The sequence below is a fragment of the Sneathiella sp. genome (assembly GCF_036844445.1).
Classification (GTDB): Bacteria; Pseudomonadota; Alphaproteobacteria; order Sneathiellales; family Sneathiellaceae; genus Sneathiella.
In genome coordinates this window covers 127711-150580 of record NZ_DAIUFV010000005.1, presented here as the reverse complement: position 1 = coordinate 150580, position 22870 = coordinate 127711, and the positions used below count along the sequence as shown (strand labels likewise).

Genomic DNA, 22870 nt, shown 5'->3' with positions numbered 1-22870 from the left:
GGCGCCTTAAGGAACGATGGAATAGCGCTGCTTGAGGCAGCGAAGCGCGAAGCTTGAGCGGGAGTGGCGGATACCCGGCACCTTGTAAAGCTTGTGGCGCAGAAACTCCTCGTAGCCGCGCGTTCCGTTAACCGCGACCTTGATCAGATAGTCATATTCGCCGGTCGTGAGATAGACTTCCAGAACCTCCGGCATATCCGCCATCGCCTGGCCGAACATCTCCAGCGTTTCGTCATCGTGGCGATCGAGCGTCACCTCGATAATCACCGTTTCCGTCGCGCCGAAGAGCGCATGATCGAGCAGGGCCGTATAGCCCAGAATATACCCATCCTTCTCAAGCCGCTTCACCCGCTGCCAGCAGGGGCTGGTGGAGAGCCCGACTTTTTCGGCGAGCTGTGACATGGTTTGCCGGCAGTCCGCCAGCAAGGCGCGCAGGATCTTGATATCGGTGCGGTCGAGGGGTTTCGGTGCGTCCATTTGTCGTTCAAAATAATATTCTGCAAAATATAATTATGGTCGAATTATCATCCGATAATCTTACAAAATTGCAAAACAAAAACAAAAAATTCTGCGAATTTTGAGGCATCATATCCCTTATTGGAAGGTGGATCGATGCTACATGTAAATTTCCTGGCTGCAGACCCGCATTCGGGTGTCGCTCTGGTTCTCGACCTGATGCGCCGGATGTCCATTCCGCTTGGCTCCCTGACACTGACGCCCGCCGCGGACGATGGCTTTGCGGTGAAGCTGGTGATTGCGTCGGAGAGCGACGGAAAGGTGCGGAACCTGATCGATAAGATATCGCAGATGCCGGCTGTTGTGCTGGTGCAGACGGCGGAGGATCCGATCGCTGTTGAGCAGCGGGCCTGAGCGCAATCCGCCTGCGAAGAATGGGAGGAAGAATGACCGAGATATTGCCATTGTCCCTGCATGTCCCCGAACCCGAAGTCCGGCCCGGAGACATACCGGATTTCTCGAATGTAAAGGTTCCGAAAGCAGGCTCCGTTCGCCGCCCGGAGATTGATGAGGATCCCGAAGCGATGCGCGAGCTTGCCTTTTCGATCATTCGCGTGCTCGACCGCTCCGGCAATGCGGTGGGCCCGTGGGCAGAGGCGCTCAGCGATGACGAGCTCCGTGACGGCCTGCGTCATATGATGACGCTCCGCACCTATGATGCGCGGATGATGATGGCGCAACGGCAGGGCAAAACCTCCTTCTACATGCAGCATCTTGGCGAGGAAGCGATTTCCTGCGCGTTCCAAAAAGCGCTTCAGAAGGGCGATATGAACTTCCCGACCTATCGTCAGGCGGGATTGCTGATCGCGGCCGGTTATCCGCTGAAAACGATGATGTGCCAGGTCTATTCCAACGACGGCGATCCGGTGCGCGGACGTCAGCTTCCGGTCTTTTATTCGTCGAAAGAACATGGCTTCTTCTCGATCTCCGGCAACCTTGCGACGCAATACATCCAGGCTGTCGGCTGGGCAATGGCCTCGGCGATCAAGGGAGAGACCTCCATTTCAGCGGCGTGGATCGGCGATGGCTCTACGGCGGAGAGCGATTTTCACGCGGCGCTTGTCTTTGCCTCCACCTACCGCGCGCCGGTCGTCCTCAACATCGTCAATAATCAGTGGGCTATCTCGACCTTTCAGGGGATCGCCCGCGGCGGCTCCGGTACCTTCGCGGCGCGTGGGCTCGGCTTCGGGCTACCCTCGCTCCGGGTCGATGGCAATGATTACCTCGCTGTCTATGCGGTCGCGAAATGGGCGGCGGAGCGGGCGCGGCGCAATCTCGGCCCGACGATCGTTGAATATGTAACCTACCGGGCGGGCGGCCATTCCACCTCGGACGATCCCTCCGCGTACCGCCCGAAGGAGGAAAGCAGCGTCTGGCCGCTCGGCGATCCGATCCTGCGGCTGAAGGGGCATCTTATCGCCAAAGGCATCTGGTCGGAGGAGCGTCATGCGCAGGCCGAGGCGGAAATCACCGCGCGGGTTGTCGAGGCGCAGAAGGAGGCCGAGGCAATCGGCACGCTGCATGACGGCCGCCGCCCCTCGCCGCGCGACATGTTTGAAGATGTATACGCCACCATGCCGCCGCATCTGATGCGGCAGCGTCAGCAGGCGGGGTTCTGATCATGGCAAAAATGACGATGATCGAAGCGGTGCAGAACGCGCTTGATATCATGATGGAGCGGGATCCAACCGTCATCGTGTTCGGCCAGGATGTCGGCTATTTCGGGGGCGTCTTCCGTTGCACGGCAGGGCTTCAGAAGAAATACGGCAAAAGCCGCTGCTTCGATACGCCGATCAGCGAATCCGGTATCGTCGGCGCCGGCATCGGCATGGCGGCGGCGGGTCTGCGTCCCTGCGTCGAGATCCAGTTCGCCGATTACATGTATCCGGCCTATGACCAGATCGTCTCGGAAGCGGCGCGCTTGCGCTATCGTTCGGCCGGGGAATTCACCTGTCCGATGGTCATCCGTATGCCGACCGGCGGCGGCATTTTCGGAGCGCAGACCCACAGCCAGAGCCCGGAAGCGCTCTTCACCCATGTGACCGGCCTTAAAACCGTGATCCCGTCGACCCCGGCGGATGCGCGCGGCCTTCTGATGGCGGCGATCGCCGATCCGGACCCGGTAATATTTCTTGAGCCGAAGCGGCTTTATAACGGCCCGTTTGACGGGCATCACGACCGCCCGGTTGTTTCGTGGAAGAAGCACGAGCTTGGCGAAATGCCGGAGGTGGCGGAGGAAATCCCGCTCGGCAAAGCGAAGATCGTTCGCGCCGGGAGTGATGTCACGGTTCTCGCCTATGGCACAATGGTTCACGTTGCGCTTAAAGCCGCAGAGGAGACGGGGATAGACGCGGAAATCATCGATCTTCGCACGCTGCTGCCACTTGATACCGAGACGATCTTCGCCTCCGTCCGCCGTACCGGTCGCTGTGTGATCGTGCATGAGGCGACGCTGACCTCAGGCTTTGGGGCGGAGCTTGCCGCGCTTGTGCAGGAGGCGTGCTTCTATCATCTGGAAGCGCCGATCCAGCGCGTGACCGGCTGGGATACGCCCTATCCGCATGCGCAGGAGTGGTATTATTTCCCGGGCCCGGTGCGGGTTGGTGAAGCGCTCAAAAATATCATGGAGACGGTGTGATGGGACGCTATATCCTCAAGCTTCCCGATGTCGGGGAAGGGGTTGCCGAAGCCGAGCTTGTCGAGTGGTCGGTGAAGGTCGGTGATTATGTGGCGGAAGATGACGTCCTTGCCGCCGTCATGACAGACAAGGCGACGGTCGAAATCCCCTCCGCCGTTGCGGGCCGCATCACCTGGCTCGGCGGTGAGGTTGGCGACGTTCTCCCCGTCGGGGCGGAACTTGTGCATATCGAGGTGGCGGGTGAGGAGGCGGCAGCGTCTCCGGCGGAGGAAGCCGCGCCGCCGCCCAGCCAAAAGCCTGCCGAAGAGCGCCGCGCCGCGCCGCCGCCTGCCCGGCCAGAGGAAAAGCCCGCGCCGCCGGAAGACAAAGTCGCGCAACCTGAGACGCCGCGTTCTACGACGTCGTCGCGCCGGGTTCTCGCCGCGCCGTCTGTGCGCCGTCTCGCCATGGAAGCGGGGATCGATCTTGGCGAAATTCGCGGAACAGGCCCTGCGGGCCGCGTCTTGCGCGCGGATGTCGAGAAGCTGTTGGCGAGGGGTGCGGAACAGAAGGCCGGCGCGCGGCCCGTCCGCAATCTCACCTCGCAGACGGTGAAAGTCACCGGCCTTCGCCGCCGCATCTCCGAAAAGATGTCGCTAAGCTGGTCGCATATTCCGCATATCACCATCGTCGAGGAGGTGGACGTCACAAAGCTCGAAGAGCTTCGCGCCAGCATGAACGGCAACCGTCATCGCGGGCAGGTGAAGCTGACGATCCTGCCCTTCATTATCCGCTCGATCGTCCTTGCCGTCCGTGAGCAACCAGAGATGAACGCGACTTTTGATGACGCGGCCGGGGTCATCACGCGCTCGGGCGGTGTTCACATCGGTATTGCGACGCAGACAGAGAGCGGCCTGATGGCGCCGGTCGTCCGTCATGCGGAAGCGCTCTCCATCTGGGCGGCGGCGGCCGAGGTGAAACGGCTTGCCGACGCGGCGCGGGACGGCTCGGCGACGCGGGATGAGCTTACGGGATCGACCATCACCATCAGCTCGCTCGGCGCGCTCGGCGCCCTTGCCACGACGCCGATCATCAACCATCCCGAGGTGGCAATTGTCGGCATCAACCGGATGGCGGTCCGTCCGCACTGGAACGGTAGTATGTTTGAGCCGCGCAAGATGATGAATATCTCCTGCAGCTTCGATCATCGCGTGATCGACGGCTGGAACGCGGCGGTTTTCGTGCAACATCTCAAACAGCAGCTCGAGGAGCCGGCGCTGCTTTTCGCGGGAATGGAAGAATGACGGATTTGAACTCTGCCCTGCTTGTTATTGGCGGCGGCCCGGGGGGCTATGTGTGCGCCATTCGGGCGGGCCAGCTTGGGATTGATACCATCCTTGTCGAAGCCGATGCGCTTGGCGGGACCTGCCTCAATGTCGGCTGCATCCCATCGAAAGCCCTGATACATGTCGCCGAGAAGTTTCATGATCTTCACGCCGCCGCTAATGGCTCGGCGATCGGCCTTTCGGTCAGTGGCGTTGATCTCGATTTTGCGAAAAGCGCGGCGTGGCGGGACGGCATTGTTGGGCGTCTCAATCGCGGCGTCGCAAGCCTGCTTAAAAAATCTGGTGTGCGCGTCGTCAAGGGGCGGGCGCGGTTCCTGGATGGCAAGACCGTCACCGTCGAAGGCGACGGCGAGCCGTTTCGCATCCATGCCGATAATGTCGTGATCGCGACCGGGTCGGCGCCGGTGGAACTCCCCTCACTCCCCTTCGGCGGGCCGGTCCTCTCCTCGACAGGGGCGCTTGCGCTGCGCCATGTTCCCGAAACGCTGGCGGTAGTCGGCGGTGGCTACATCGGCCTCGAACTCGGCACGGCATTCGCGAAACTCGGCTCTCGCGTGACGATTGTCGAGGCGGCCGATCGCGTCCTGCCGCAGTATGATACGGCACTGGTGAAGCCGGTCGTGGACCGCCTGAAAGCGCTTGGCGTGAAGATTGTAACCTCGACGACCGCGCGCCTCGGGCAGGATCCCGGCGCGGCGGATGAGCGCGCCGAGCTTGTTCTGACGTCGCAGGACGGCGGGACGGAGCGGCTGGAGGTTTCGCGCGTGCTCGTCACCGTTGGCCGCCGCCCCCGTGTCGACGCCATTGGCATCGCTGAACTCGGCCTTGATCGTGCCGAGCTCTTTATCGCCATCGATGAGCATTGCCGCACGTCGATGCGGGGCGTCTATGCCATCGGCGATGTGACGGGGGAGCCCATGCTTGCGCACCGGGCCATGGCGCAAGGGGTGCTGGTCGCCGAGATACTTGCCGGCAGGAAGCGTCACTGGGACAACCGCGCGATCCCGGCAATCTGCTTTACCGACCCTGAGATCGTGAGCGTCGGGCTGTCGCCGGAGCAGGCGAAGGAGGCAGGGCTATCGGTCAAAGTCTCGACCTTTCCGCTGGCGGCAAACGGTCGCGCCATGACGCGGGAACGTGAGGACGGCTTTGTGCGCCTTTTGTCGGTTGCGGAGAGCGGCGAGATCGTCGGCATCCAGGCGGTTGGCCATGAAGTCTCGGAGCTTTCCGCCGCCTTTTCCCTCGCCCTTGAAATGGGCAGCACCGCCGAAGATATCGCGGCGACCATCCATGCGCATCCAACGCAGGGTGAGGCGTTTCAGGAAGCGGCGCTTGCCGCACTCGGGGCGGGCCTGCACTTCTGATCCCGCCCGAAACGCAGCGTCCGGGCGGGATATTGAGAAGTTGTGCTAGCCTGTCTGGCCGCGACGGTGGCCGGGGACGAGCTGCGCCATCCAGTTGATGAAATCGCGGCTGTAGTAGGCGAGCGGCTGCGGCACCATCTCGCCTTGCGTCTCCGGCGGCGCGGCGAGCGCAGGCACCGTGTCATAGTCGGTGTCAGCGACCGGATCGCCAAGCGCGCGTTCCAGTGCGTTGAGAACCGCGGGCGGATCCGTCTCCTCGGGCGTCACCAGAAAGCCGAGGCGGCGAAGGCCGTTACCAAGCCAGACACAGGAGGATCCGACGGCAAGGGGAACAGCGATCGTCATGCCAAGCGTCACCGGCAGTAGCCAGTAGAAAAGGCTCGGCACCCAGACCCAGGTTATCGCCGCCCAGATGATACCGGCGACGGTCGGGACCCAGAGGCTCGCCGCCGCATCTTTTATCGGCAGATAGAGACTGTCGCGATTTTGCGCATCCCACGTCACCACATGGCCCGACAGGGTGGTCAGCACGAAATAGGCGTGCAGACACATCATGACCGGCGCGAGGAAGATCGAGAAGGCGGTCTCCAGTACGGCGCTGAGGACGAGGCGGATGCCGCCGCCAAAGCCGCGGCGTTCCTGGCCGTTGAAGAGCGTCAGCAGCAGTCCGAACACCTTCGGCCCGACCAGCATGATCACCGTCAGCGTAAAGAGCGAGACGATCTTGTTATATTCGATCACCGGCCAGTCGGGGAAAAGCTGCGGCCCGTTGCCGAAGAAATTATGCGGGATCACCGCGCGCATCACGCCGTCAATCGTGGTCAGCACCAGAAGCAGCAGCCAGAGCAGCGATGACACATAGGCGAGCGCGCCCAGGATGAAATGCAGGCGGTTGATGCCATGCAGGCCGCGAACGCCGAGCAGCTTGAGGTGCTGCAGATTGCCCTGCGCCCAGCGCTTGTCCCGCTTGGCGTAGTCCAGGAGGTTGCCGGGCAGCTCTTCATAGGAGCCGAGCAGTTCCGGCATCAGATAGACGCGCCAGTTGCCGCGGCGGATAAAGGCGGCTTCGACAAAGTCATGGGAGAGAATATCCCCGCCGAGCGGCGCCTTGCCGGGCAGTGCGGGGAGGGCGCAATGGTTGATGAAGGCCTGCAGGCGAATAATCGCGTTATGGCCCCAGTAGTTGCATTCGCCCATCTGCCAGAAGCTGAGACCACTTGCCAGCATCGGGCTGTAAAGGCGCGAGGCGAACTGGACGTAGCGGCCGAAGAAAGTCTTCTGGCGCACCGGCATCGGCACAGTCTGGATAATTCCCGCTTCCGGGTTTGCATCCATTGCGCGTGCGAGGGTGACAACGGTCTCTCCGCTCATCAGGCTGTCGGCATCAAGCACCAGCATGTGGTCATAGGCGCGGCCCCAGCGGCGGCAGAAGTCGGCGATATTGCCGGCCTTCTTGCCGCTGTTGTCCTCGCGGCGGCGGTAGAAAATTCGCCCTTCGCCGCCAAGGCGCACAATGAGGCGGGCGATGCCGGCTTCCTCCTCGCGGGCGATCTCGTCGTTTCGCGTGTCGCTGAGAAGAAAGAAATGAAACGCCTTGCCTTCGCCCGTCGCCATGATCGAGCGATAGGTTGCCTCCAATCCTGCGAGCACGCGCTCGGGATCCTCGTTATAGACGGGCATGACGACGGCGGTGCGGCTTGTGAGGGGCCGGTTGTCGAGATCTTCCGCCCGGATGCGACGGCGCAGCGAGAGCGGATCGAGGTTGAACACATGGCAGAGAAACCCTGCAACCGCTGACCAGAAAGAAATCACCAGCCACGAGAAGGTGATCGTAAAGAGGCCAAGGATCATCAGTTCGACCTTCGTCATGCCGTTCGCGACGAGAATATCGAACATCATGTCACAGGCGAGGCCAGCGGTGAGCACCACCAGTGCAAAAAACACGAGTCGGCGCTCCCAGCTCAAGGGGGTGGAGAAGCGGCCGCGCCGTCTTTCCGCCGTTGCGGCGGCGCGGCGCATTTTCAGCTTATCGGGCATCAGTCGGCTCATAGAGATAACTCCAGGTTTCTGTCAGACGCTGCCCTCGCAGGGTGAGGAACACGCGCATGTCTGCGGGTTGGTCGCCGGCGCCTTGCAGCCGAAAGGACAAGCGCCAGATATCGGAACCCGGCAGCTTATGCAGCACCAGATCGTCAATCTTGCCCCGTGTCGTTTGTACATCGGCTTCTACAGGCTGCTCCGGATGCAGGGTGGAGAGATCCCCGCCCCGGAAATCAATCATGAAACGTCTTACGCTTTTTGGTTGGGGCGGTACGGCCCCGGGAATGCCGCCCCAGCCGGTCCGCGTGCGCAGAACCTGCGCCAGGTGATCGGCCGGGTCGAGATTGTTCAGGCTGGTCATCCGATACGCGAGATGCATCGGGGTGCCTTTTTCGAAGGGCGCGTCGAATACCCAGAACGCAACGATGTTGTCGTTTACCTCTTCAGCCGAGGGAATTTCGACAAGCCGGACGCTGCCCTTGCCCCATCCGCCGCCCAGCGGTTCGATCCAAAGGCTCGGGCGCTGGTGATAATGGGTTTCGAAATCCATGTAGTTGTTGTAGTCGCGATCGCGCTGCATCAGGCCAAACCCCTTCGGGTTCTCATCGATGAAGGCGCTGACGCTGAGCTGACGGGGATTGTTGATCGGCCGCCAGATCCATTCGCCGCTGCCGGTGTGCATCAAAAGACCATCCGAATCATGCACTTCGGGGCGGAAATCATCGTAATGCTGCGTGCTGTTCTCGCCGTAGAGAAACATGCTGGTCAGCGGGGCTATGCCGATCTGATGGCCGCTTTCGCGCGGAAACAGCACGGTCGCCACATCCACCACTGTGCGCGTGCCGGGCGTGATGACGAACTGGTAGGCGCCCGCGATCGATGGGCTGTCAAGAAGTGCGAACAGCGTCATGCTGGTGGCGTCGGCGGCCGGCTTGACCAGCCAGAATTCGCGAAAGGACGGGAATTCCTCGCCTTTGGGAAGCGCGGTGTCAACAGCAAGGCCGCGCGCGGAGAGGCCATAAAACTGGTCGCGCGCGAGCAGGCGGAAGTAGGAGGCGCCGAGGAACACGGCGAGTTCGTCCTTGTATTCCGGATTATTGAGCGGGAAATGGATGCGAAACCCGGCATAGCCGAGGTCGCCCGGCACCTTGTCCTCCACCCCGTGGCCATCATAGCGGAAGGATGACTTGTCAAACGGCAGATGCGTGACCTTGCCGTCTTCAAGGACGTTGATCGCGACCGGCGCGTTGAACAGAAAGCCGGGATGAAAAAATTGCACTTCAAAGAGTGCTTCGTCGTGCCAAAGTGCCGCTTCTTTGCGGAACCTGATCTTCTGAAAATCCTCATAGCTGAGGGTATTGAGTTTATCCTCGGCGATCTGCTGCGGCGGGAGATAAGCTTCGCTTGCAAGAGCGCGCGCCTTTTCGACGACGGCGCTGAATAGCGCGTCGGGCGTCACTGTTTCCGCAGCCGCCTCGGGCGCAGGCTCAGCAGGAACTTCCGTCGCCACATTGCTCTGGGCCGATGGTTGTTCCCCCCAGGCGAGGGCGGGGGTCAGTACGAGAAATCCGAAGAGGGCGACAACATTCGCCGGAAGAGTCGAATAGAATTTTTTGTCCATCTGCCTATATTTTCATCTACTGCTACGACGAGACTGTCCAATCGCCCCAGAGAACCGCTACATGCATTCGACTTCACCTCCTCGACGGAGACATGTTGAAACGTTTCTAAAAGGATATGAAAGAACTAGGTATCGAATGTGGCGAAATTGGTACGCGCTCGCACGGCGCATAATTAGCGACTGAAATAGGGCAAAATTTTGGCATCGATTTCATTCTGGCATCAAAAAAGCGTAAAAAAATCGATATGTTACGCCAAAGCGCCCTCATCATGGATGGCGCAGAAATGCTGACCTTTTGTCAGTGATTGAATAGCCGGAATGATTCATCTGGCGGCGCTTGTGAGCTGCGGGTACAAGCGCCAGGACGATAAAGCGGAATGAGGCGCGAGAGCGCGGTGGGCGCCGTTTGCGGAAGGACGGACGGGGCCGCATCGCGAAGGTCCCCTTGCTTTTGCGCGCTGCGGATAAAAAGCCCGGCTGTCCGGGACAGACGGGCTTTGCAAGAGGCGGAGGATCAGCCGGTCTTTACGGCCGTAACAAAAGTGTCGGCTTCCGAGCGCAGTTTCTGCACCATGGCGGTCAGCTCCTGTACGGAGTGGTCGAGATCATCCGCCGATTTTACGGTTTGCAGCGAGGTTTCATTCACCTTGTTGATGCTGGAGGCGACCTCTTGGGTGCCTTGCGAGGCTTCCTGGATGTTGCGGCTGATCTCCATGGTCGCCGCAGCCTGTTCCTCCGTTGCCGAGGCGATGGCCGAAGAAACTTCGTTGAGCTGGTTAATCGTCTGGGTGATGCGCGCGGCAGCCTGGACGGTGGTATCGGTGCTGAGCTGGATCGATTCGACCTGCGATCCGATTTCTCCGGTCGCATTCGTTGTTTGCAGCGCAAGCGACTTCACCTCCGAGGCGACAACCGCGAACCCCTTGCCGGCTTCGCCCGCGCGCGCGGCCTCGATCGTCGCGTTGAGAGCGAGCAGGTTCGTCTTGCCCGCAATGTCCTTGATGAGGTCGACAACCTGCCCGATGGTGTCTGAGGCTTCCTTCAGCGACAGGATGGTGTGTGTCGTCGTCTCGGCTTCGCCCGAGGCTTCAATGGTCATCGCCGTGGAGGAGGTGACCTGACGGGTAATCTCCTGCACGGACGCATAAAGCTGCTCGGCCGCGGTGCTGACGGTCTGCACATTGACCGTTGCCTGCTCCGCCGCCGCCGCGACCGTCGCGGCAAGGCTCTGGTTGTTGGCGGCATAGCTTTTGAGCTGAACGGAAATGTCCGCAACCTTGTGAAGCGCGTCGCCAAGCGCCGAGACGACTTCGCCGACATTGGCTTCGAAGGTGCGCGCGATGGCGAGGCGGGCGGCGACCCGCTCTTCCTCGCGCCGTTGCAGCTCCTCGCTTGTTCTGTTTATGAAGCGGGCGCCATCGGCAAAGCTGCCGGCCATTCCGGTTGTCAGAAACTTGCGATAGAAGCGGCCGGAGGTCGCGGCGCTCAGCGATGCGGTTGATTCGCGGATAAAGGAATCTGTCAGATCGAGCGCGCGGTTGAGACCCGCGAGGGACTCGCTCAACGGCCCATGCTGATCCCAATCAATGATGCGCGCTTCCATGTCGCCCCGATTGACGCGCGCCGTCACTTCCGAAAGCGCGGCGAAGGCGGTTTTGTAAACGGCCAGCTCTTCGCGCAGCGCCGCTAGCTCGTCGGGCGCGGATTTTCCGCCGGGCTCCGTTGCGGCGGCGTCCTTGTTTCTGAAAAACTTAAGCATTTTTATTTACCAGTCCCCAAATGAACTCGTCATAGCTTCTGCCGCTCTCGCGGATCATATTCTCAAGCAGCGCGACGCCTTTCTCGAGCGCCTCCTTCGGGCTTGCATGGCGCTGCTCTTCCGCCTTCAAGCGCTCATAAAGCGGCAGGACGCTTCGCACGCCCGCCATGTCGGGAAGGCGGCGGTTGGAGTGATAGCCGATGATATTGTTCGCGCTGTCATAGGACGGCGTCACATGAGCGAGGACCCAATAGTATTTTCCGGTCGCCGACATGTTCTTGATATAGACGAACATTTCCTCGCCGCGCTGCAAGGTTGTCCAGAGCAGCTTGAAGATGGCGCGCGGCATATCAGGATGCCGGATGATATTGTGCGATTTGCCGATCGTTTCGGCGGTTGTTCGTTCGGCGACCCGACAGAAAACGTCGTTGGCGTAGGTGATACGGCCTTTCAGGTCGGTCTTGGAGACGATGATCTCGTCCGTCGAGAACTTTATTTCTTCATCTACAGGTATTGGATTTACTTCCATTTTTATCTCTCCAGAATATTCTGGTGTAGAACTGACCTTGCGACCGGTACTGAATACTTTGCTTTATTTGCAAAGTGCTAATATCAGCTCTTTCCAATATTGCCTCTCACTGCGGGGCAGTCTAGGCGGAGGTAGTTAAAAAAGGGATAATAGCCGGCATTCGCGACTGTGGCGGGAAGTGTATATTAGAAAATACTGCAACTGACGGCAGGGAAAAGAGTTTCAGGGCTGTATTGATGGCCGTTCGAGTGCGGGGGCGGGGCTTGCAGCCGCAGAAAATTATTTCCATATTTAAACGGGGTGGACGTAACTGACGGCTGGTGCATCTGCCGTGACATTGACTGAAGGATGGGTCGGATGGTGACTACTGACAATCCATATAAAATTCTCGGCGTGGAGCCGACCGCGACGGACAAGGAAATCAAGTCGGCGTACCGCAAGCTCGCGAAGGAACTGCACCCGGATCTGAACCCCGGCGATGCATCGGCGGAAGAGCGCTTCAAGGCGGTTTCGGCCGCCTATGCCATCCTTGGCGACAAGGACCAGCGGGCGCGATTCGATCGCGGTGAGATCGACGCCACCGGGCAGGAGCGACCGACGGAGCAATATTATCGCTCCTATGCCGGGGAAGGGCCGCGGACGCATTACTATTCCAGCGGCGGCTTTGATGATTTCGCCGATGAAAGCGACCTGTTCGCGGAGCTTTTTCGCCGAACGCGCACCGATTTCGGCGGTGGCGGGCGCGGCTTCTCAGGCCCCATCCGCGGGGAGGATGCGCATTATCACCTGGCCATCGATTTCCTGGAAGCGGCGTGCGGCGCGAAGAAGCGCCTCACGATGCCGGACGGGGCCACGCTTGACGTCACCGTGCCCGTCGGCATCCGCGACGGGCAGAATATCCGGCTGAAGGGCAAGGGCAGCCCGGGGTTGAATGGCGGGCCCGCGGGCGATGCCTATGTCCGCATCGAGGTCCGGCCGCACCCCCTCTTCCGCCGCGAGGGCAGGGATATACTGATCGATCTGCCGATCACGCTTGATGAAGCGGTGCTCGGCGGCAAGGTGGCGGTACCGACGATCCACGGTAAAATCAACATGAGCGTCCCTGCCGGCGCCAGTTCGGGCCAGACCCTGCGGCTGAAGGGGAAGGGGATTGCGGGCGGAAAGTCGGCTCCCGCCGGCGATCAGCTGGTGCGGCTCAAAGTCGTTCTGCCAAAGAAAATTGATCCCGACCTCAAGGAATTCATGGAGAAGTGGCGGGCGAAGAACAGCTACGAGGTCCGGCAGGAAGTGGAAGGAGCGAGGGGATGATCAGTGAGCAGGAAGTTCTCCGTCAGCTGACCGGCGTCAGCCTGACGCGGCTTCGCATCTGGGTGAAACGCGGCTGGGTGATCCCGGAAGAAACCGAAGCCGGCTATCATTTCCGGGAAATCGACATGGCGCGCCTCGAACTGATCCGCCAGCTCAAGGTCGATCTTGCCGTCAATAACGAAGCGATTCCCATCGTTCTCTCGCTGATCGACCAGATCCACGGCCTCAGGTTCGAGCTGAAGTCGCTGGCCCGGGCCATCGAGACGCAACATGAGGATGTCCGCGCCGCTATTTTGCGCGCCTGTTCCGATGCGCGCGCTGGCTCTGATCCCCTTTGAGGGGGCACGGCCGCCGCGCCTGTCTCTACCAGCGGACGCGATAGACCGCGAGCGCGGTGGCAATTCCGTAAACCGCCATGGCGCCGCCGATAAGGGCAAACACTGTCCAGTCGGGCGCGCTGTAGACCGTCAGGATCCAGCCGCCGATCGCAACAACCACCAGCCGCGCCGTTGCGGCCAGCACCGGGCCAATCATTTTGCCCGACCCTTGCGACGAGAAATAAAGGCATAGCCCGAGGCCGAAGAAGCCGTAGAAGGGACCAACCCAGGCGAAATAGAGGGCGCTGGCATGAAGGACCGCCGGATCCGCCGTGAACATGCCGGACCAGAGATTGGGGAAGAGAGAGGCGATAACGCCGATAACGCCGAGAAAGGCGGCGGCGGTAAAGCTGCCCGTCCAGGCAATTTTCCGCGCCCGCTCCAGATTGCGGGCGCCGATCGCCATGCCAACCATGGGAACGCAGGCGACGCCAATGGCAAATACGATGGGGATCAGGAGAAACTCAAGCCGCGCGCCGATCCCGTAGCCGGCGAGGGCGGTGACGCCAAACTCGGAAACCACGCGTGTCAGGATCAGGACGGTCAGCACAGTCTGCAGCGGAGACGCGCAGGAGACGGCGCCGACTTTGAGGATGTCGCGGAACATTTCCCCGTTCAGGCGGATCCCCCGGAAGGTGAGGGTGAGGCGCGCGCGTCCTGAAATCAGGTAGAGAAAGAGAAAAATTGCCCCCGAGCTATAGGCGATGACGAAACCAAGCGCGACGCCGGCCATGCCGAGGGCGGGCATGGGGCCCCATCCCAGCCCGAAGAGGCCGGCGAGCAGGAACTGGGCAACCGCGATGACAAGGAGGGTGACCGATGGGATCTTCATCTCGCCGCAGCCGCGAATGATGGAGGCAAGCGTATTCGTCAGCCAGATTCCGATCGCCCCTGTGAAGGCGATATCGGAATAGGCCAGGGCTTCCTTCAGGACGTCTCCCGACCCGCCAAGAAGAGTGTAAATGCTGTCCCCGAGAAGCCGGAAAAAGACACAGAAAAAGACTCCGGCGAGTGCGCCGATAACCAGCGCATGAATGGCAAGCTGCCGCGCCCGGACGCTGTTTCCCGCCCCGAGCGCGCGGCTGATGGAAGAGGAGACGCCGCCGCCCATGGCGCCCGCCGACATCATCTGTTGCAGCATCACCATCGGAAAGACGAGCGCAAGACCGGCGAGCGCGGAAATGCCGATCTGGCCGACATAGCCCGTCTCCGCAATCGCGACGAGGGCGGCCGCAACCATCGCAACGGCGTTCGGCAGGCTGAGGCGTAGCAGTGTTCCGAAGATTGGCGCGGTGAGCAGCGGATCGGACGGAGGCGCGGCAGGCGCAGAAGACAGCTCGGTCATTGATTATTATTCCTTATTATATGTATATACAGCTATCTGGGAGAAAAATCAGTCACGAAGATTCTCGATCATGCCGTCAATGATGTCTGCCAGAATGGCGCCATTCTCCGGGCCGAGTGTCGCTGCGATGCGATCCTGCGCCGCCTGCCAGCCGGGACGGGCGGCTTTATAGCGGGCTCTGCCCGCCTCCGTAAGATCGAGCTTGCGGCCGCGCCGGTCGTCGTTGTCGGGGGTGAGCGTCACATAGCCCTGTCGCTCCAGCGGGCGAAGGTTGCGGGTCAGCGTCGTCGGGTCCATCACCAGCTTTCGCGCGAGGGCGCCGACATTGATGCCACCGAAGTGAAAGAGATGCCCGAGGATGCCATACTGGGTGATTGTCAGGCCGAAGGGTTCTAGCTCATGATCGTAGATCTGCGTCACCCGTCGTGCGGCCTTGCGAAAGCGAAGGGCGCTGCAGGTCGAGCGGAAATTGCGCTGCGGTGTCTGTGACATGCCCCTATATATCTGCATATGCAGATAATCGCAACAGAATAATGCGCGACCTGCAAGACGCTGAAAGCGGCAAGCGGTCAGCGGAGAATTTGTTGGCATGCGGGAGCAGCTTGTTGCTAAGCTGCCCGGGTTATCGGCCGGACGGTGGAGGCGTGCGTTTCCCCCTGCCTTCGGCCGCAGCTTGCGGGCGCATGCAACAACAGGAGCAGTATTTTTATGACAAAACTATCCGTGCTGGATCTCGCCCCGATAACCGAGGGAAGCGATGCCGGGCAGTCCTTTAAAAATTCAGTTGAGGTGGCGCAAACGGCAGAGAAGCTCGGCTATGAGCGTTACTGGCTGGCGGAACATCACAATATTCCGGGAATTGCGAGCGCGGCGACGGCGGTTCTGCTCGCCCATGTCGGCGCCCATACGCGCTCCATCCGGATCGGCTCGGGCGGCGTCATGCTGCCGAACCATGCCCCGCTGATCATTGCCGAACAGTTTGGCACGCTTGCCTCGCTTTATCCCGGCCGGATCGACCTCGGTCTTGGCCGCGCGCCGGGGACCGATGGCCTGACGGCGCAGGCGCTGCGCCGGACATTGAGCGGCAGCGTCGATATGTTCCCCCGCGACGTGATGGAATTGCAGCAGTATTTCGCCGATCCGGCGCCGGGGCAGAAGGTGGTGGCGGTGCCGGGCGCCGGTCTCAATGTGCCGATCTGGATACTCGGCTCCAGCCTTTACGGGGCGGAGCTGGCGGCGCATTTCGGCCTGCCTTACGCCTTCGCATCGCATTTCGCGCCCGCCGATCTGCGCCAGGCGCTCTTCGTCTACCGGCAGAATTTCAGGCCGTCCGCGCAACTCGACCGGCCCTATGTGATGGTGGCGATGAACCTTATGGCCGCCGACACGCGCGAGGAAGCGGAGCTGATCGCCACCTCGATGATGCAGACGGTGCTGGCGCTGGTGCGGGGCGCGCCGGTCAAGCTGCCGCCGCCCGTGAAAGGCTTCGCCGACGGCTTGAGCCCGCAGGAGCATGCGGCGATTTCCCGCTTCATGACCTGTATTGCGCTTGGCGATCGGACGGATGTTCGCGACAGCCTGCTGAAATTCAAGAAGGAAACGGCGGCGGATGAAATTATCCTCAGCGCGCAGATTTATGACCACAAGGCCCGGCTGCGTGCGCTAGAGATCGCCGCCGATGCGATGGAGGCGTTAGCCGATGACTGAGACACCGCGCGGGGATAGCGCGTTGCAGGGCGTGATTGCTGCGGTTCCAACACCGGTTGGCCGGATGGGCGCGCCCGATCTCGCGCGGGTTCTAAGGCACTCCGAATGGGCGCTGGCGAATGGCTGCGACGGGCTCAATATCCTCGGCACGACCGGGGAGGCGAATTCCTTTTCGGCGGCGGCGCGCCGGCAGATCATGGCTGCGGCCACCGCCGCGCTGCCCGGCCAAAAGCTGATGGTGGGAACCGGAACACCCGATCTTGAGACCACGGCGGCGCTCACTAATAGCGCGGCGGAGCTTGGCTATGGCGCAGCGCTTGTCCTGCCGCCTTTCTACTACAAAGGGGTGAGCGATGCGGGGCTTCTCCGCTATTTCACTGCGCTTGCCGGTGCGACAGATGATACTCCGATCCCGATTTATCTTTATAATTTCCCGGCGCTGACGGGCGTGCCCTTTTCGGTTGATCTGGTCCGCCGGCTTGCCGAGGAGACGGCGGGGCGGATTTGCGGCATCAAGGATTCGTCCGGGGATATTCCCTACTGCCGCGAGATTGTCGCGGCGATCCCCGGATTTAAAGTCTTCCCGAGCAGTGAAACAGTTCTTGAAGGCGCGCGGGGCGACGGGTTTGCGGGTTGCATTTCGGCAACGGTAAATATTTCCGCGCCGCTTTGCGGAAAAATCTGGAACGGCGCGGCGCAGCCCGGCGATGCGGCAGAAGTCGCCCGCATCCGAAGTGCGGCATCCGCTGTCCCGCTTATTGCGGCCGTCAAATATCTTGTCGCCCGGCGCTTTGGCGATCGCGAATGGGAGCGCGTCCTTCCCCCGCTCGTTGAGCTTTCCGCCGCGGAGAAAAGCGGGCTTGACGGCATCCAGCTGCCCGCCTGAGCGCGTAACGGACGGAGCTTACTCCGCGCCGTTCCCTTTCTCCGGCTTCACCGCGACCCGCTTCCCGTCGGCCGGATCGAAGTCATAGAGACCGCCGAGCCGTACCGCTTCCTCCGAATACTGCCGAAACGCCGTGTTGAAGAAATTCATATAAACATTCACGACCTCTTCGGGCGTGGTGCAGCCCGCGAGCTGGCGCGGAACGGCGATGTTCTCTTTCAGGCGGCAGGTGCCGAAACTCAGCATCTCTTCACCCCAGTTCTGGATCAACTGGGCGAATTTTTCATTCTGTTCGATAACTGTTTCGATATCGCTGGGATACATATAGCGAAACGGGGGGGCGTTTCGCGTCTCTGTGCTTTTGCCACTCATCCTCTGTCCTTTCGAGCTATAATGCCGCTCCCCTTATAGCAGGAGCGGGAAGTGCAGGCATTGACCTGCATCAAATCAGCGGAACGGCGCGCTCAGCGCCTGATCGAGCGTATGCTGCGGTGAGCCGCCGGCGTTGATTTTGCGCCACTGCATCGTCCCGGCACCCCGCGCGAGTTGTTGGCGGACGACATCGGCGGTCGCATCGGAGGCATCATTTCGCCGCCCGGTGACGCGCGCTGCGAGCGTCGCTTCATCGGCGTCAAGCCAAAGGCCCGTAAAAGGGATGTTGAGACGACGGGCGATCTTTTCAACGGCCTCGCGCTCCGCTTCGGTGGAAAAGACCGCATCGACCACCACCCGCTGGCCCGATTTCAGCGCGATGCGGGCCTTGTCAAAGACGCGGGCATAGACCTTATCGCTTGTCTCCTGCGTGTAGCTGTCGGCCGGCAGCCTTTCGGTCTCCGTGACATTGAACATCGCTTTGCGCTCAAGATCGGTCCGGAAGTGGAGGCAGCCGAAGGGGAGGGCAAGGCGTTCGGCAAGCGCGGCCGCGAGGGTCGTCTTGCCGGTGCCGGAAAAGCCGCCGACTGCGATAAGAAAGGGTGCGGGCGGGTGGAGATATTGAAGTGCAGCCTGAAAATAGCCGCGCGCTCGATCAACCGCCGCCTCCCGCTCATCCCCCGTTTTCTGGCGGGCGAGATCGGCGTTCACCATCGCCCGGATCCCGGCGCGGAGCGCGAGAAAGAGCGCGAGCGCTTTCAGCCCGTAAATGTCCGCTTTCGCGCCCGAAAGATACAGATAGCGGTTGAGCAGGCGCACGGCGATCGCCGCCATGTCCCGATGATGAAAATCCATCAGAAGGAAGGCGAGATCATAAAGCGTGTCGATGGTCGCAAGCTCCTCATCAAACTCGAGCGCATCGAAAAGTACCGCGCGCCCATCGAGCAGCAGGATATTGCGAAGGTGCAGATCACCGTGGCAGCGGCGGATATAGCCGGCGCGGCCGCGAAATCTGAGGCAAAGGCGCGCCGCCGTGAGCTGCGCGCTCGCCTCAAACGTGAAGCGGTCTGCATCCGCCGCGTCAAATATATCGGGCGCGGCGGTGAAGCTTGCCGAAAGCTGACGGATCAGCATCTCGATCCGGCGTGGCCCGTCGCCGGTTTTCACAGGCGTTGCGGCCAGGTGGCTGGATATAACGGCGTCCGCGAGGCTTTCTATCGTCGCTCTCTCGCCGATGATTTCGCGCGGCAGCTGATCGAAAAGCATCTCCTGCGGGAAACGCTTCATCTGCAGGACCCACTCAATGACCGGTCCGGCGCCCGCGAACGCAAGGCGTCCGTCGCCCTCGCGGGTAATCGGGATCACGCCGAGATAAAGATCGGGCGCGGCCGGGCGATTGATCTCAAGCTCGCGCCGGCAGAATTCAGCCCGCTTCTCCAGCGTCGAGAAGTCGAGATAGGGGAGCCGGATGGGCTTCTTGACCTTGTAGGCATAGTCGCCGGCAAGAAACACGCGGGCGCCATGCGTCTCGCGGATGTCGATATTCAGCGGCCGATCCGGATAGCTCGCCGGGTCGGAGAGAAACGCGATGATCCTTTGCTCATGGCTTTTTCTTGATAATTCCGTCATGCTGCCTGATCGACTGCCAGTGTTCCCTGTAACTTTCGAGATAGGTCAGGGCAAGGCGGAGGCAAAATAATTCTCGCAATCTTTGACGCATGGATTTCCCTCCCCTCCCACTATTGATACTATGATGAAAAACAGTGTGATTTAAGGAGAAGCGTTAATGGCCGACCACAAGGCACTCCCTGCTTCCGAGCTGCGCCGGACCTATGATCTTGGCGCGTTGGGTTTTTCCGACACGAGAGAGATCGAGGATCTGCGCGAGCCGCTGGGGCAGGAGCGGGCGGTTGAGGCAATCCGTTTCGGTATTGGCGTGCGCCATGAGGGGTTCAATCTCTTTGCGTTCGGCGCCTCTGGCGGCGGGAAAACCGAAACGATCCTGCGTTACCTGGAGCCGGAAGCGGCGGCGAAATGCTGCCCCGAGGACTGGTGTTACGTCAATAACTTCGCCATGCCCGATCATCCGAAAATGCTGGAGCTGCCGGCGGGCCGCGGGCAGGAGCTGGCGAAGCAGATGGAAAGCCTCGGCGAGGAGGTGCGGATCGTTATTTCTGCGGCCTATGAAAGCGAGGATTACCGCACCCGGCTCGATGTCATCGTCGAGCAGTACAAGCTGAAACAGGAAGAGGCGTTCGACGGCGTCCAGAAGAAGGGGGAGGCGAAGAATATTGCGCTCGTCCGCACGCCGACGGGCCTTGCGCTCGCGCCGTCCCGCGAGGGGCGGGTGATCGATCCGGAAACCTTCTCCAAGCTCTCAGTGGAGGAGCAGGAGCAGATCAAGAAGGATATTGGCGAGCTGGAAGGGGAACTGCAGGCGGTCGTTCGCACGATGCCCGAACTCGAACGTGCGCAGCGCCGCGAAATCATTCAGCTGAACCGCGAAATCACCAGCTTCGCCGTCGATCACCTGATCGATGAGGACCGTGAGCGTTGGCGTGATTGCCCGGCGGTGCTCGAATTTCTCGATGCGGTGAAGGAATATCTGATCGACCACAGCGATGTTTTCCGCCTGACCAAGGACGAAGCTGTCGAGACCATTCCGCCCCAGATGGCGGCGAACTTCATCCGCCAGCAGGAAATGGTCATCAATAACTGTCAGGTGAATGTTCTGGTGACGCATGACGTGAATGGCGGCGCGCCCATCGTTTACGAGGATAATCCGACCGTTGAAAATCTGCTCGGCCGGATCGAGCATCGCTCCGAATTCGGATCGCTCGTCACCGATTTCAGGCTGATCAAGCCGGGTGCCATGCATCGGGCAAATGGCGGCTACCTGCTGCTCGATGCCCGGCGGCTGTTGATGCAGCCTTATGCCTGGGAAGCGCTGAAGCGTTCGATCCGCGGGCGGGAGATCCGCATTGAAGGCCTGTCGCAGATAATGTCGCTTGGCAGTATCACCACCTTGCAGCCGGAGCCCATTCCGCTCGATGTCAAGGTCATCCTGATCGGCGAGCCGGTCGTTTATTACCTGCTGAGCCAGAATGATCCGGATTTTTTCAATCTCTTCAAGGTGCCCGTTGATTTTGAAGACCTGCTGCCGGTCACCGACGACGCCATTCAGCTTTACGCCCGCTTCATTGCGACGCAGGCGCGCAAGAAGAACCTGCTGCCGCTGGAGCGGGGCGCGGTGGAAAAGGTCATGGAGCGGATGACGCGCCTGACCAGCGACAAGGAGCGGCTGCTCAGCCATTCCCGGGCGCTCAACGACCTGATCTGCGAGGCCGATCACTGGGCGACGGCGCGCGGCGGCGCGACAATCACGGCTGCGGATGTGGAAACGGCGATTGCCGCACATATCCGCCGCTCCGACCGGATGCGCGAACGCACGCAGGAGCAGTTCCGTCGCGGCACGATGATTCTCGACACCTCTGGGGAGCGGATCGGCCAGATCAACGCCCTCTCGGTTTTGCAGCTCGGCAATTTCGCCTTCGGCCGGCCGAGCCGGATCACCGCCCGGGTGCATCTTGGCCGCGGCCGCGTGATCGATATCGAGCGCGAGGTCGACCTTGGCGGGCCGCTCCATTCCAAGGGCGTCCTGATCCTCTCGAATTTCCTTGCCGCGCGCTATACCCGGGACAAGCCGCTCTCTCTCACCGCCAGCCTCGTTTTCGAGCAGTCCTATGGCGGTGTTGACGGGGACAGCGCCTCGTCAACCGAGCTTTATGCGCTCCTCTCCGCACTCGCAGACGTGCCCATTCGCCAGTCGCTGGCGGTCACCGGATCGGTCAATCAGTTCGGCGAGGTGCAGGCGATCGGCGGGGTGAATGAGAAGATCGAAGGCTTTTTCGATCTTTGCAATTACCGCGGGCTGACCGGCGATCAGGGCGTTCTCGTTCCGGAATCGAACGTGAAAAACCTGATGCTGAAAGACGAGGTGGTGAAAGCGGCCGAAACAGGGCGCTTCCATATCTATGCCGTTTCCAGCATCGATCAGGGAATTGAAATCCTGACGGGCGTGCCGGCAGGCACGGCGGATGACGATGGCAACTTCCCGCGCGATACCATCAATGGGCGGGTGCAGGCGCGGCTTGAAAGCTACGCCGAGGCGGCCGTGCGCTATGCGCGATCGGGGCGCGATGACAAATCCGCGGGGAACGCCGATGTCTGACGCGCCGAGACGAAAATACCGCCGGATCCTGTTGCAGATTGATTCGTCAATGCACAGCCGTCACACGATGGTCGCCGCCATCGAGATTGCGGCACGCCTTGGCGGCGAACTGCAGGGTGTTTTTGTCGAAGACAGCGACCTCGCGACGGTAAGCGATCTCGGGTTTGTCCGCGAATACCGGTTTTTATCGCCGGGGGCGCACCGGCTGGATCGTCCGACGCTGGAAGCGCAGTTCCGGGCGATGGCGCGAAGCATGCAGCGCCAGCTCGAGCAGGCCGCCCGCCAGCGCCAGGTCGCCGTCGGATTTCGCGCGGTACGGGGCGCGTGGCCGGCGTCTGAAAGCGACCTCGACGATGCCGATCTCGTGATCATTGAGACAACGGGACGCCTTCAGTCGAGAAACCTGCGCGACGAGATTGCCCGGCGCGGCGGCCCGAGCAAGCTGCCACGGCCGACACTGCTTCTGAAGGGGGCGAAGAGCCTGAGCGCGGAGGCGCTGATTATCTGCGATTCCGTATCTGTGGCGGAGATCGGTGTGCGCACGGCGAGGCAACTGCTCTCGATCCCGCTTTCGAATATCACCTTGTTGCCGCTCGGCCTTGAGGAAGATGCGCGGGCGAGGCTTGTGGAATTTGCAACATCGCTCCGCGAGAGCGAAGGTGAGACGGTGCGTGTCCTGCCGCCGCTCTCGGCGGAGAATGCACATCTCCTCAAGGAGATCCTCGCCCAGGAAATGCTCGTCATCGCGGCGGCGGACGGCCTCTATCTGAGGGATCCCAAAAATCTGCAGCAGCTCCTGACGAGCCGCCATCCGCTGCTGCTCCTGCATTGATCGGTGCGGACGGCGGCAGG

General features: G+C 61.2%; 20 protein-coding genes. 11 read left to right on the top strand and 9 right to left on the bottom strand.

Going from position 1 to position 22870, the window contains the following annotated elements; genetic code table 11:
* Positions 1–6: 6 nt before the first annotated feature.
* Complete coding sequence (locus V7Z56_RS11535; protein WP_334129618.1) at positions 7–477, bottom strand: Lrp/AsnC family transcriptional regulator; 471 nt, start codon at positions 475–477, stop codon at positions 7–9.
* Between the two features lie 135 nt (positions 478–612).
* Here V7Z56_RS11535 and V7Z56_RS11530 point away from each other — a divergent pair, with 135 nt between their 5' ends.
* Genes V7Z56_RS11530 through lpdA form a run of 5 tightly spaced genes read left to right on the top strand, consistent with a single transcriptional unit; the run spans position 613 to position 5843 of the window.
* On the top strand, positions 613–870 hold the full coding sequence (locus tag V7Z56_RS11530; protein ID WP_334129616.1) for a hypothetical protein: 258 nt from the start codon (positions 613–615) through the stop codon (positions 868–870).
* A 32-nt stretch (positions 871–902) separates the two neighbouring features.
* Complete coding sequence (locus V7Z56_RS11525) at positions 903–2135, top strand: 3-methyl-2-oxobutanoate dehydrogenase (2-methylpropanoyl-transferring) subunit alpha (RefSeq protein WP_334129615.1); 1233 nt, start codon at positions 903–905, stop codon at positions 2133–2135.
* Between the two features lie 2 nt (positions 2136–2137).
* A complete protein-coding gene (locus tag V7Z56_RS11520) occupies positions 2138–3154 on the top strand; it encodes an alpha-ketoacid dehydrogenase subunit beta (protein WP_334129614.1) in 1017 nt (338 codons plus the stop codon).
* A complete protein-coding gene (locus tag V7Z56_RS11515) occupies positions 3154–4437 on the top strand; it encodes a dihydrolipoamide acetyltransferase family protein (RefSeq protein ID WP_334129613.1) in 1284 nt (427 codons plus the stop codon). Before V7Z56_RS11520 ends, V7Z56_RS11515 begins: the two co-directional genes overlap by 1 nt.
* Positions 4434–5843 (top strand): dihydrolipoyl dehydrogenase, encoded by a 1410-nt coding sequence (lpdA, locus tag V7Z56_RS11510; protein WP_334129612.1) that lies wholly within the window; start codon positions 4434–4436, stop codon positions 5841–5843. Before V7Z56_RS11515 ends, lpdA begins: the two co-directional genes overlap by 4 nt.
* 45 nt (positions 5844–5888) lie before the next feature.
* Here lpdA and mdoH read toward each other — a convergent pair whose 3' ends face one another.
* The 4 genes from mdoH to V7Z56_RS11490 form a co-directional block, all read right to left on the bottom strand.
* Positions 5889–7892 (bottom strand): glucans biosynthesis glucosyltransferase MdoH, encoded by a 2004-nt coding sequence (mdoH, locus tag V7Z56_RS11505; protein ID WP_334129611.1) that lies wholly within the window; start codon positions 7890–7892, stop codon positions 5889–5891.
* On the bottom strand, positions 7870–9504 hold the full coding sequence (locus V7Z56_RS11500) for a glucan biosynthesis protein (protein ID WP_334129610.1): 1635 nt from the start codon (positions 9502–9504) through the stop codon (positions 7870–7872). The genes mdoH and V7Z56_RS11500 overlap by 23 nt, the downstream gene beginning before the upstream one ends.
* 514 nt (positions 9505–10018) lie before the next feature.
* Positions 10019–11263: a methyl-accepting chemotaxis protein gene (locus V7Z56_RS11495; protein WP_334129608.1), complete on the bottom strand. Its 1245-nt coding sequence runs from the start codon at positions 11261–11263 to the stop codon at positions 10019–10021.
* Positions 11256–11792 carry a PAS domain-containing protein gene (locus V7Z56_RS11490; RefSeq protein WP_334129606.1) on the bottom strand — a complete coding sequence of 179 codons (537 nt, stop codon included), beginning with the start codon at positions 11790–11792 and terminating at the stop codon, positions 11256–11258. The genes V7Z56_RS11495 and V7Z56_RS11490 overlap by 8 nt, the downstream gene beginning before the upstream one ends.
* Positions 11793–12149: 357 nt before the next feature.
* Between V7Z56_RS11490 and V7Z56_RS11485 the strand changes: the two genes are divergently transcribed.
* Entirely contained in the window at positions 12150–13100 is a 951-nt protein-coding gene (locus V7Z56_RS11485; protein ID WP_334129605.1) for a DnaJ C-terminal domain-containing protein, read from the top strand.
* A complete protein-coding gene (locus tag V7Z56_RS11480) occupies positions 13097–13438 on the top strand; it encodes a chaperone modulator CbpM (RefSeq protein WP_334129604.1) in 342 nt (113 codons plus the stop codon). The genes V7Z56_RS11485 and V7Z56_RS11480 overlap by 4 nt, the downstream gene beginning before the upstream one ends.
* A gap of 25 nt (positions 13439–13463) precedes the next feature.
* Here the strand turns inward: V7Z56_RS11480 and V7Z56_RS11475 are convergent, their stop codons facing one another.
* Together V7Z56_RS11475 and V7Z56_RS11470 are read right to left on the bottom strand one after the other, a co-directional pair.
* Positions 13464–14822 (bottom strand): MATE family efflux transporter, encoded by a 1359-nt coding sequence (locus V7Z56_RS11475; protein WP_334129603.1) that lies wholly within the window; start codon positions 14820–14822, stop codon positions 13464–13466.
* Between the two features lie 48 nt (positions 14823–14870).
* On the bottom strand, positions 14871–15314 hold the full coding sequence (locus V7Z56_RS11470; RefSeq protein WP_334129602.1) for a MarR family winged helix-turn-helix transcriptional regulator: 444 nt from the start codon (positions 15312–15314) through the stop codon (positions 14871–14873).
* A gap of 216 nt (positions 15315–15530) precedes the next feature.
* Between V7Z56_RS11470 and V7Z56_RS11465 the strand changes: the two genes are divergently transcribed.
* Both V7Z56_RS11465 and V7Z56_RS11460 read left to right on the top strand, forming a co-directional pair.
* Positions 15531–16529, top strand: a complete 999-nt coding sequence (locus V7Z56_RS11465; protein ID WP_334129601.1) for an LLM class flavin-dependent oxidoreductase — start codon at positions 15531–15533, stop codon at positions 16527–16529.
* Positions 16522–17415: a dihydrodipicolinate synthase family protein gene (locus V7Z56_RS11460; protein WP_334129600.1), complete on the top strand. Its 894-nt coding sequence runs from the start codon at positions 16522–16524 to the stop codon at positions 17413–17415. Before V7Z56_RS11465 ends, V7Z56_RS11460 begins: the two co-directional genes overlap by 8 nt.
* 18 nt (positions 17416–17433) lie before the next feature.
* Here the strand turns inward: V7Z56_RS11460 and V7Z56_RS11455 are convergent, their stop codons facing one another.
* Positions 17434–17787 carry a phasin family protein gene (locus tag V7Z56_RS11455; RefSeq protein WP_334129599.1) on the bottom strand — a complete coding sequence of 118 codons (354 nt, stop codon included), beginning with the start codon at positions 17785–17787 and terminating at the stop codon, positions 17434–17436.
* A 75-nt stretch (positions 17788–17862) separates the two neighbouring features.
* Complete coding sequence (locus V7Z56_RS11450; RefSeq protein WP_334129598.1) at positions 17863–19416, bottom strand: bifunctional aminoglycoside phosphotransferase/ATP-binding protein; 1554 nt, start codon at positions 19414–19416, stop codon at positions 17863–17865.
* Positions 19417–19573: 157 nt separating this feature from the next.
* Here V7Z56_RS11450 and V7Z56_RS11445 point away from each other — a divergent pair, with 157 nt between their 5' ends.
* The gene (locus tag V7Z56_RS11445; RefSeq protein ID WP_334129597.1) at positions 19574–22018 is read left to right on the top strand and encodes a Lon protease family protein; all 2445 of its coding nucleotides are present in this window, start codon (positions 19574–19576) and stop codon (positions 22016–22018) included.
* A complete protein-coding gene (locus V7Z56_RS11440) occupies positions 22011–22850 on the top strand; it encodes a hypothetical protein (protein ID WP_334129595.1) in 840 nt (279 codons plus the stop codon). Before V7Z56_RS11445 ends, V7Z56_RS11440 begins: the two co-directional genes overlap by 8 nt.
* Positions 22851–22870 lie beyond the last annotated feature (20 nt).

Bases quoted from the DNA above. Each gene is read 5' to 3' on its own strand.
- V7Z56_RS11535 (WP_334129618.1), bottom strand. From the start codon at position 477: ATGGACGCACCGAAACCCCTCGACCGCACCGATATCAAGATCCTGCGC.
- V7Z56_RS11530 (WP_334129616.1), top strand. From the start codon at position 613: ATGCTACATGTAAATTTCCTGGCTGCAGACCCGCATTCGGGTGTCGCT.
- V7Z56_RS11525 (WP_334129615.1), top strand. From the start codon at position 903: ATGACCGAGATATTGCCATTGTCCCTGCATGTCCCCGAACCCGAAGTC.
- V7Z56_RS11520 (WP_334129614.1), top strand. From the start codon at position 2,138: ATGGCAAAAATGACGATGATCGAAGCGGTGCAGAACGCGCTTGATATC.
- V7Z56_RS11515 (WP_334129613.1), top strand. From the start codon at position 3,154: ATGGGACGCTATATCCTCAAGCTTCCCGATGTCGGGGAAGGGGTTGCC.
- lpdA (WP_334129612.1), top strand. From the start codon at position 4,434: ATGACGGATTTGAACTCTGCCCTGCTTGTTATTGGCGGCGGCCCGGGG.
- mdoH (WP_334129611.1), bottom strand. From the start codon at position 7,892: ATGAGCCGACTGATGCCCGATAAGCTGAAAATGCGCCGCGCCGCCGCA.
- V7Z56_RS11500 (WP_334129610.1), bottom strand. From the start codon at position 9,504: ATGGACAAAAAATTCTATTCGACTCTTCCGGCGAATGTTGTCGCCCTC.
- V7Z56_RS11495 (WP_334129608.1), bottom strand. From the start codon at position 11,263: ATGCTTAAGTTTTTCAGAAACAAGGACGCCGCCGCAACGGAGCCCGGC.
- V7Z56_RS11490 (WP_334129606.1), bottom strand. From the start codon at position 11,792: ATGGAAGTAAATCCAATACCTGTAGATGAAGAAATAAAGTTCTCGACG.
- V7Z56_RS11485 (WP_334129605.1), top strand. From the start codon at position 12,150: ATGGTGACTACTGACAATCCATATAAAATTCTCGGCGTGGAGCCGACC.
- V7Z56_RS11480 (WP_334129604.1), top strand. From the start codon at position 13,097: ATGATCAGTGAGCAGGAAGTTCTCCGTCAGCTGACCGGCGTCAGCCTG.
- V7Z56_RS11475 (WP_334129603.1), bottom strand. From the start codon at position 14,822: ATGACCGAGCTGTCTTCTGCGCCTGCCGCGCCTCCGTCCGATCCGCTG.
- V7Z56_RS11470 (WP_334129602.1), bottom strand. From the start codon at position 15,314: ATGTCACAGACACCGCAGCGCAATTTCCGCTCGACCTGCAGCGCCCTT.
- V7Z56_RS11465 (WP_334129601.1), top strand. From the start codon at position 15,531: ATGACAAAACTATCCGTGCTGGATCTCGCCCCGATAACCGAGGGAAGC.
- V7Z56_RS11460 (WP_334129600.1), top strand. From the start codon at position 16,522: ATGACTGAGACACCGCGCGGGGATAGCGCGTTGCAGGGCGTGATTGCT.
- V7Z56_RS11455 (WP_334129599.1), bottom strand. From the start codon at position 17,787: ATGAGTGGCAAAAGCACAGAGACGCGAAACGCCCCCCCGTTTCGCTAT.
- V7Z56_RS11450 (WP_334129598.1), bottom strand. From the start codon at position 19,416: ATGACGGAATTATCAAGAAAAAGCCATGAGCAAAGGATCATCGCGTTT.
- V7Z56_RS11445 (WP_334129597.1), top strand. From the start codon at position 19,574: ATGGCCGACCACAAGGCACTCCCTGCTTCCGAGCTGCGCCGGACCTAT.
- V7Z56_RS11440 (WP_334129595.1), top strand. From the start codon at position 22,011: ATGTCTGACGCGCCGAGACGAAAATACCGCCGGATCCTGTTGCAGATT.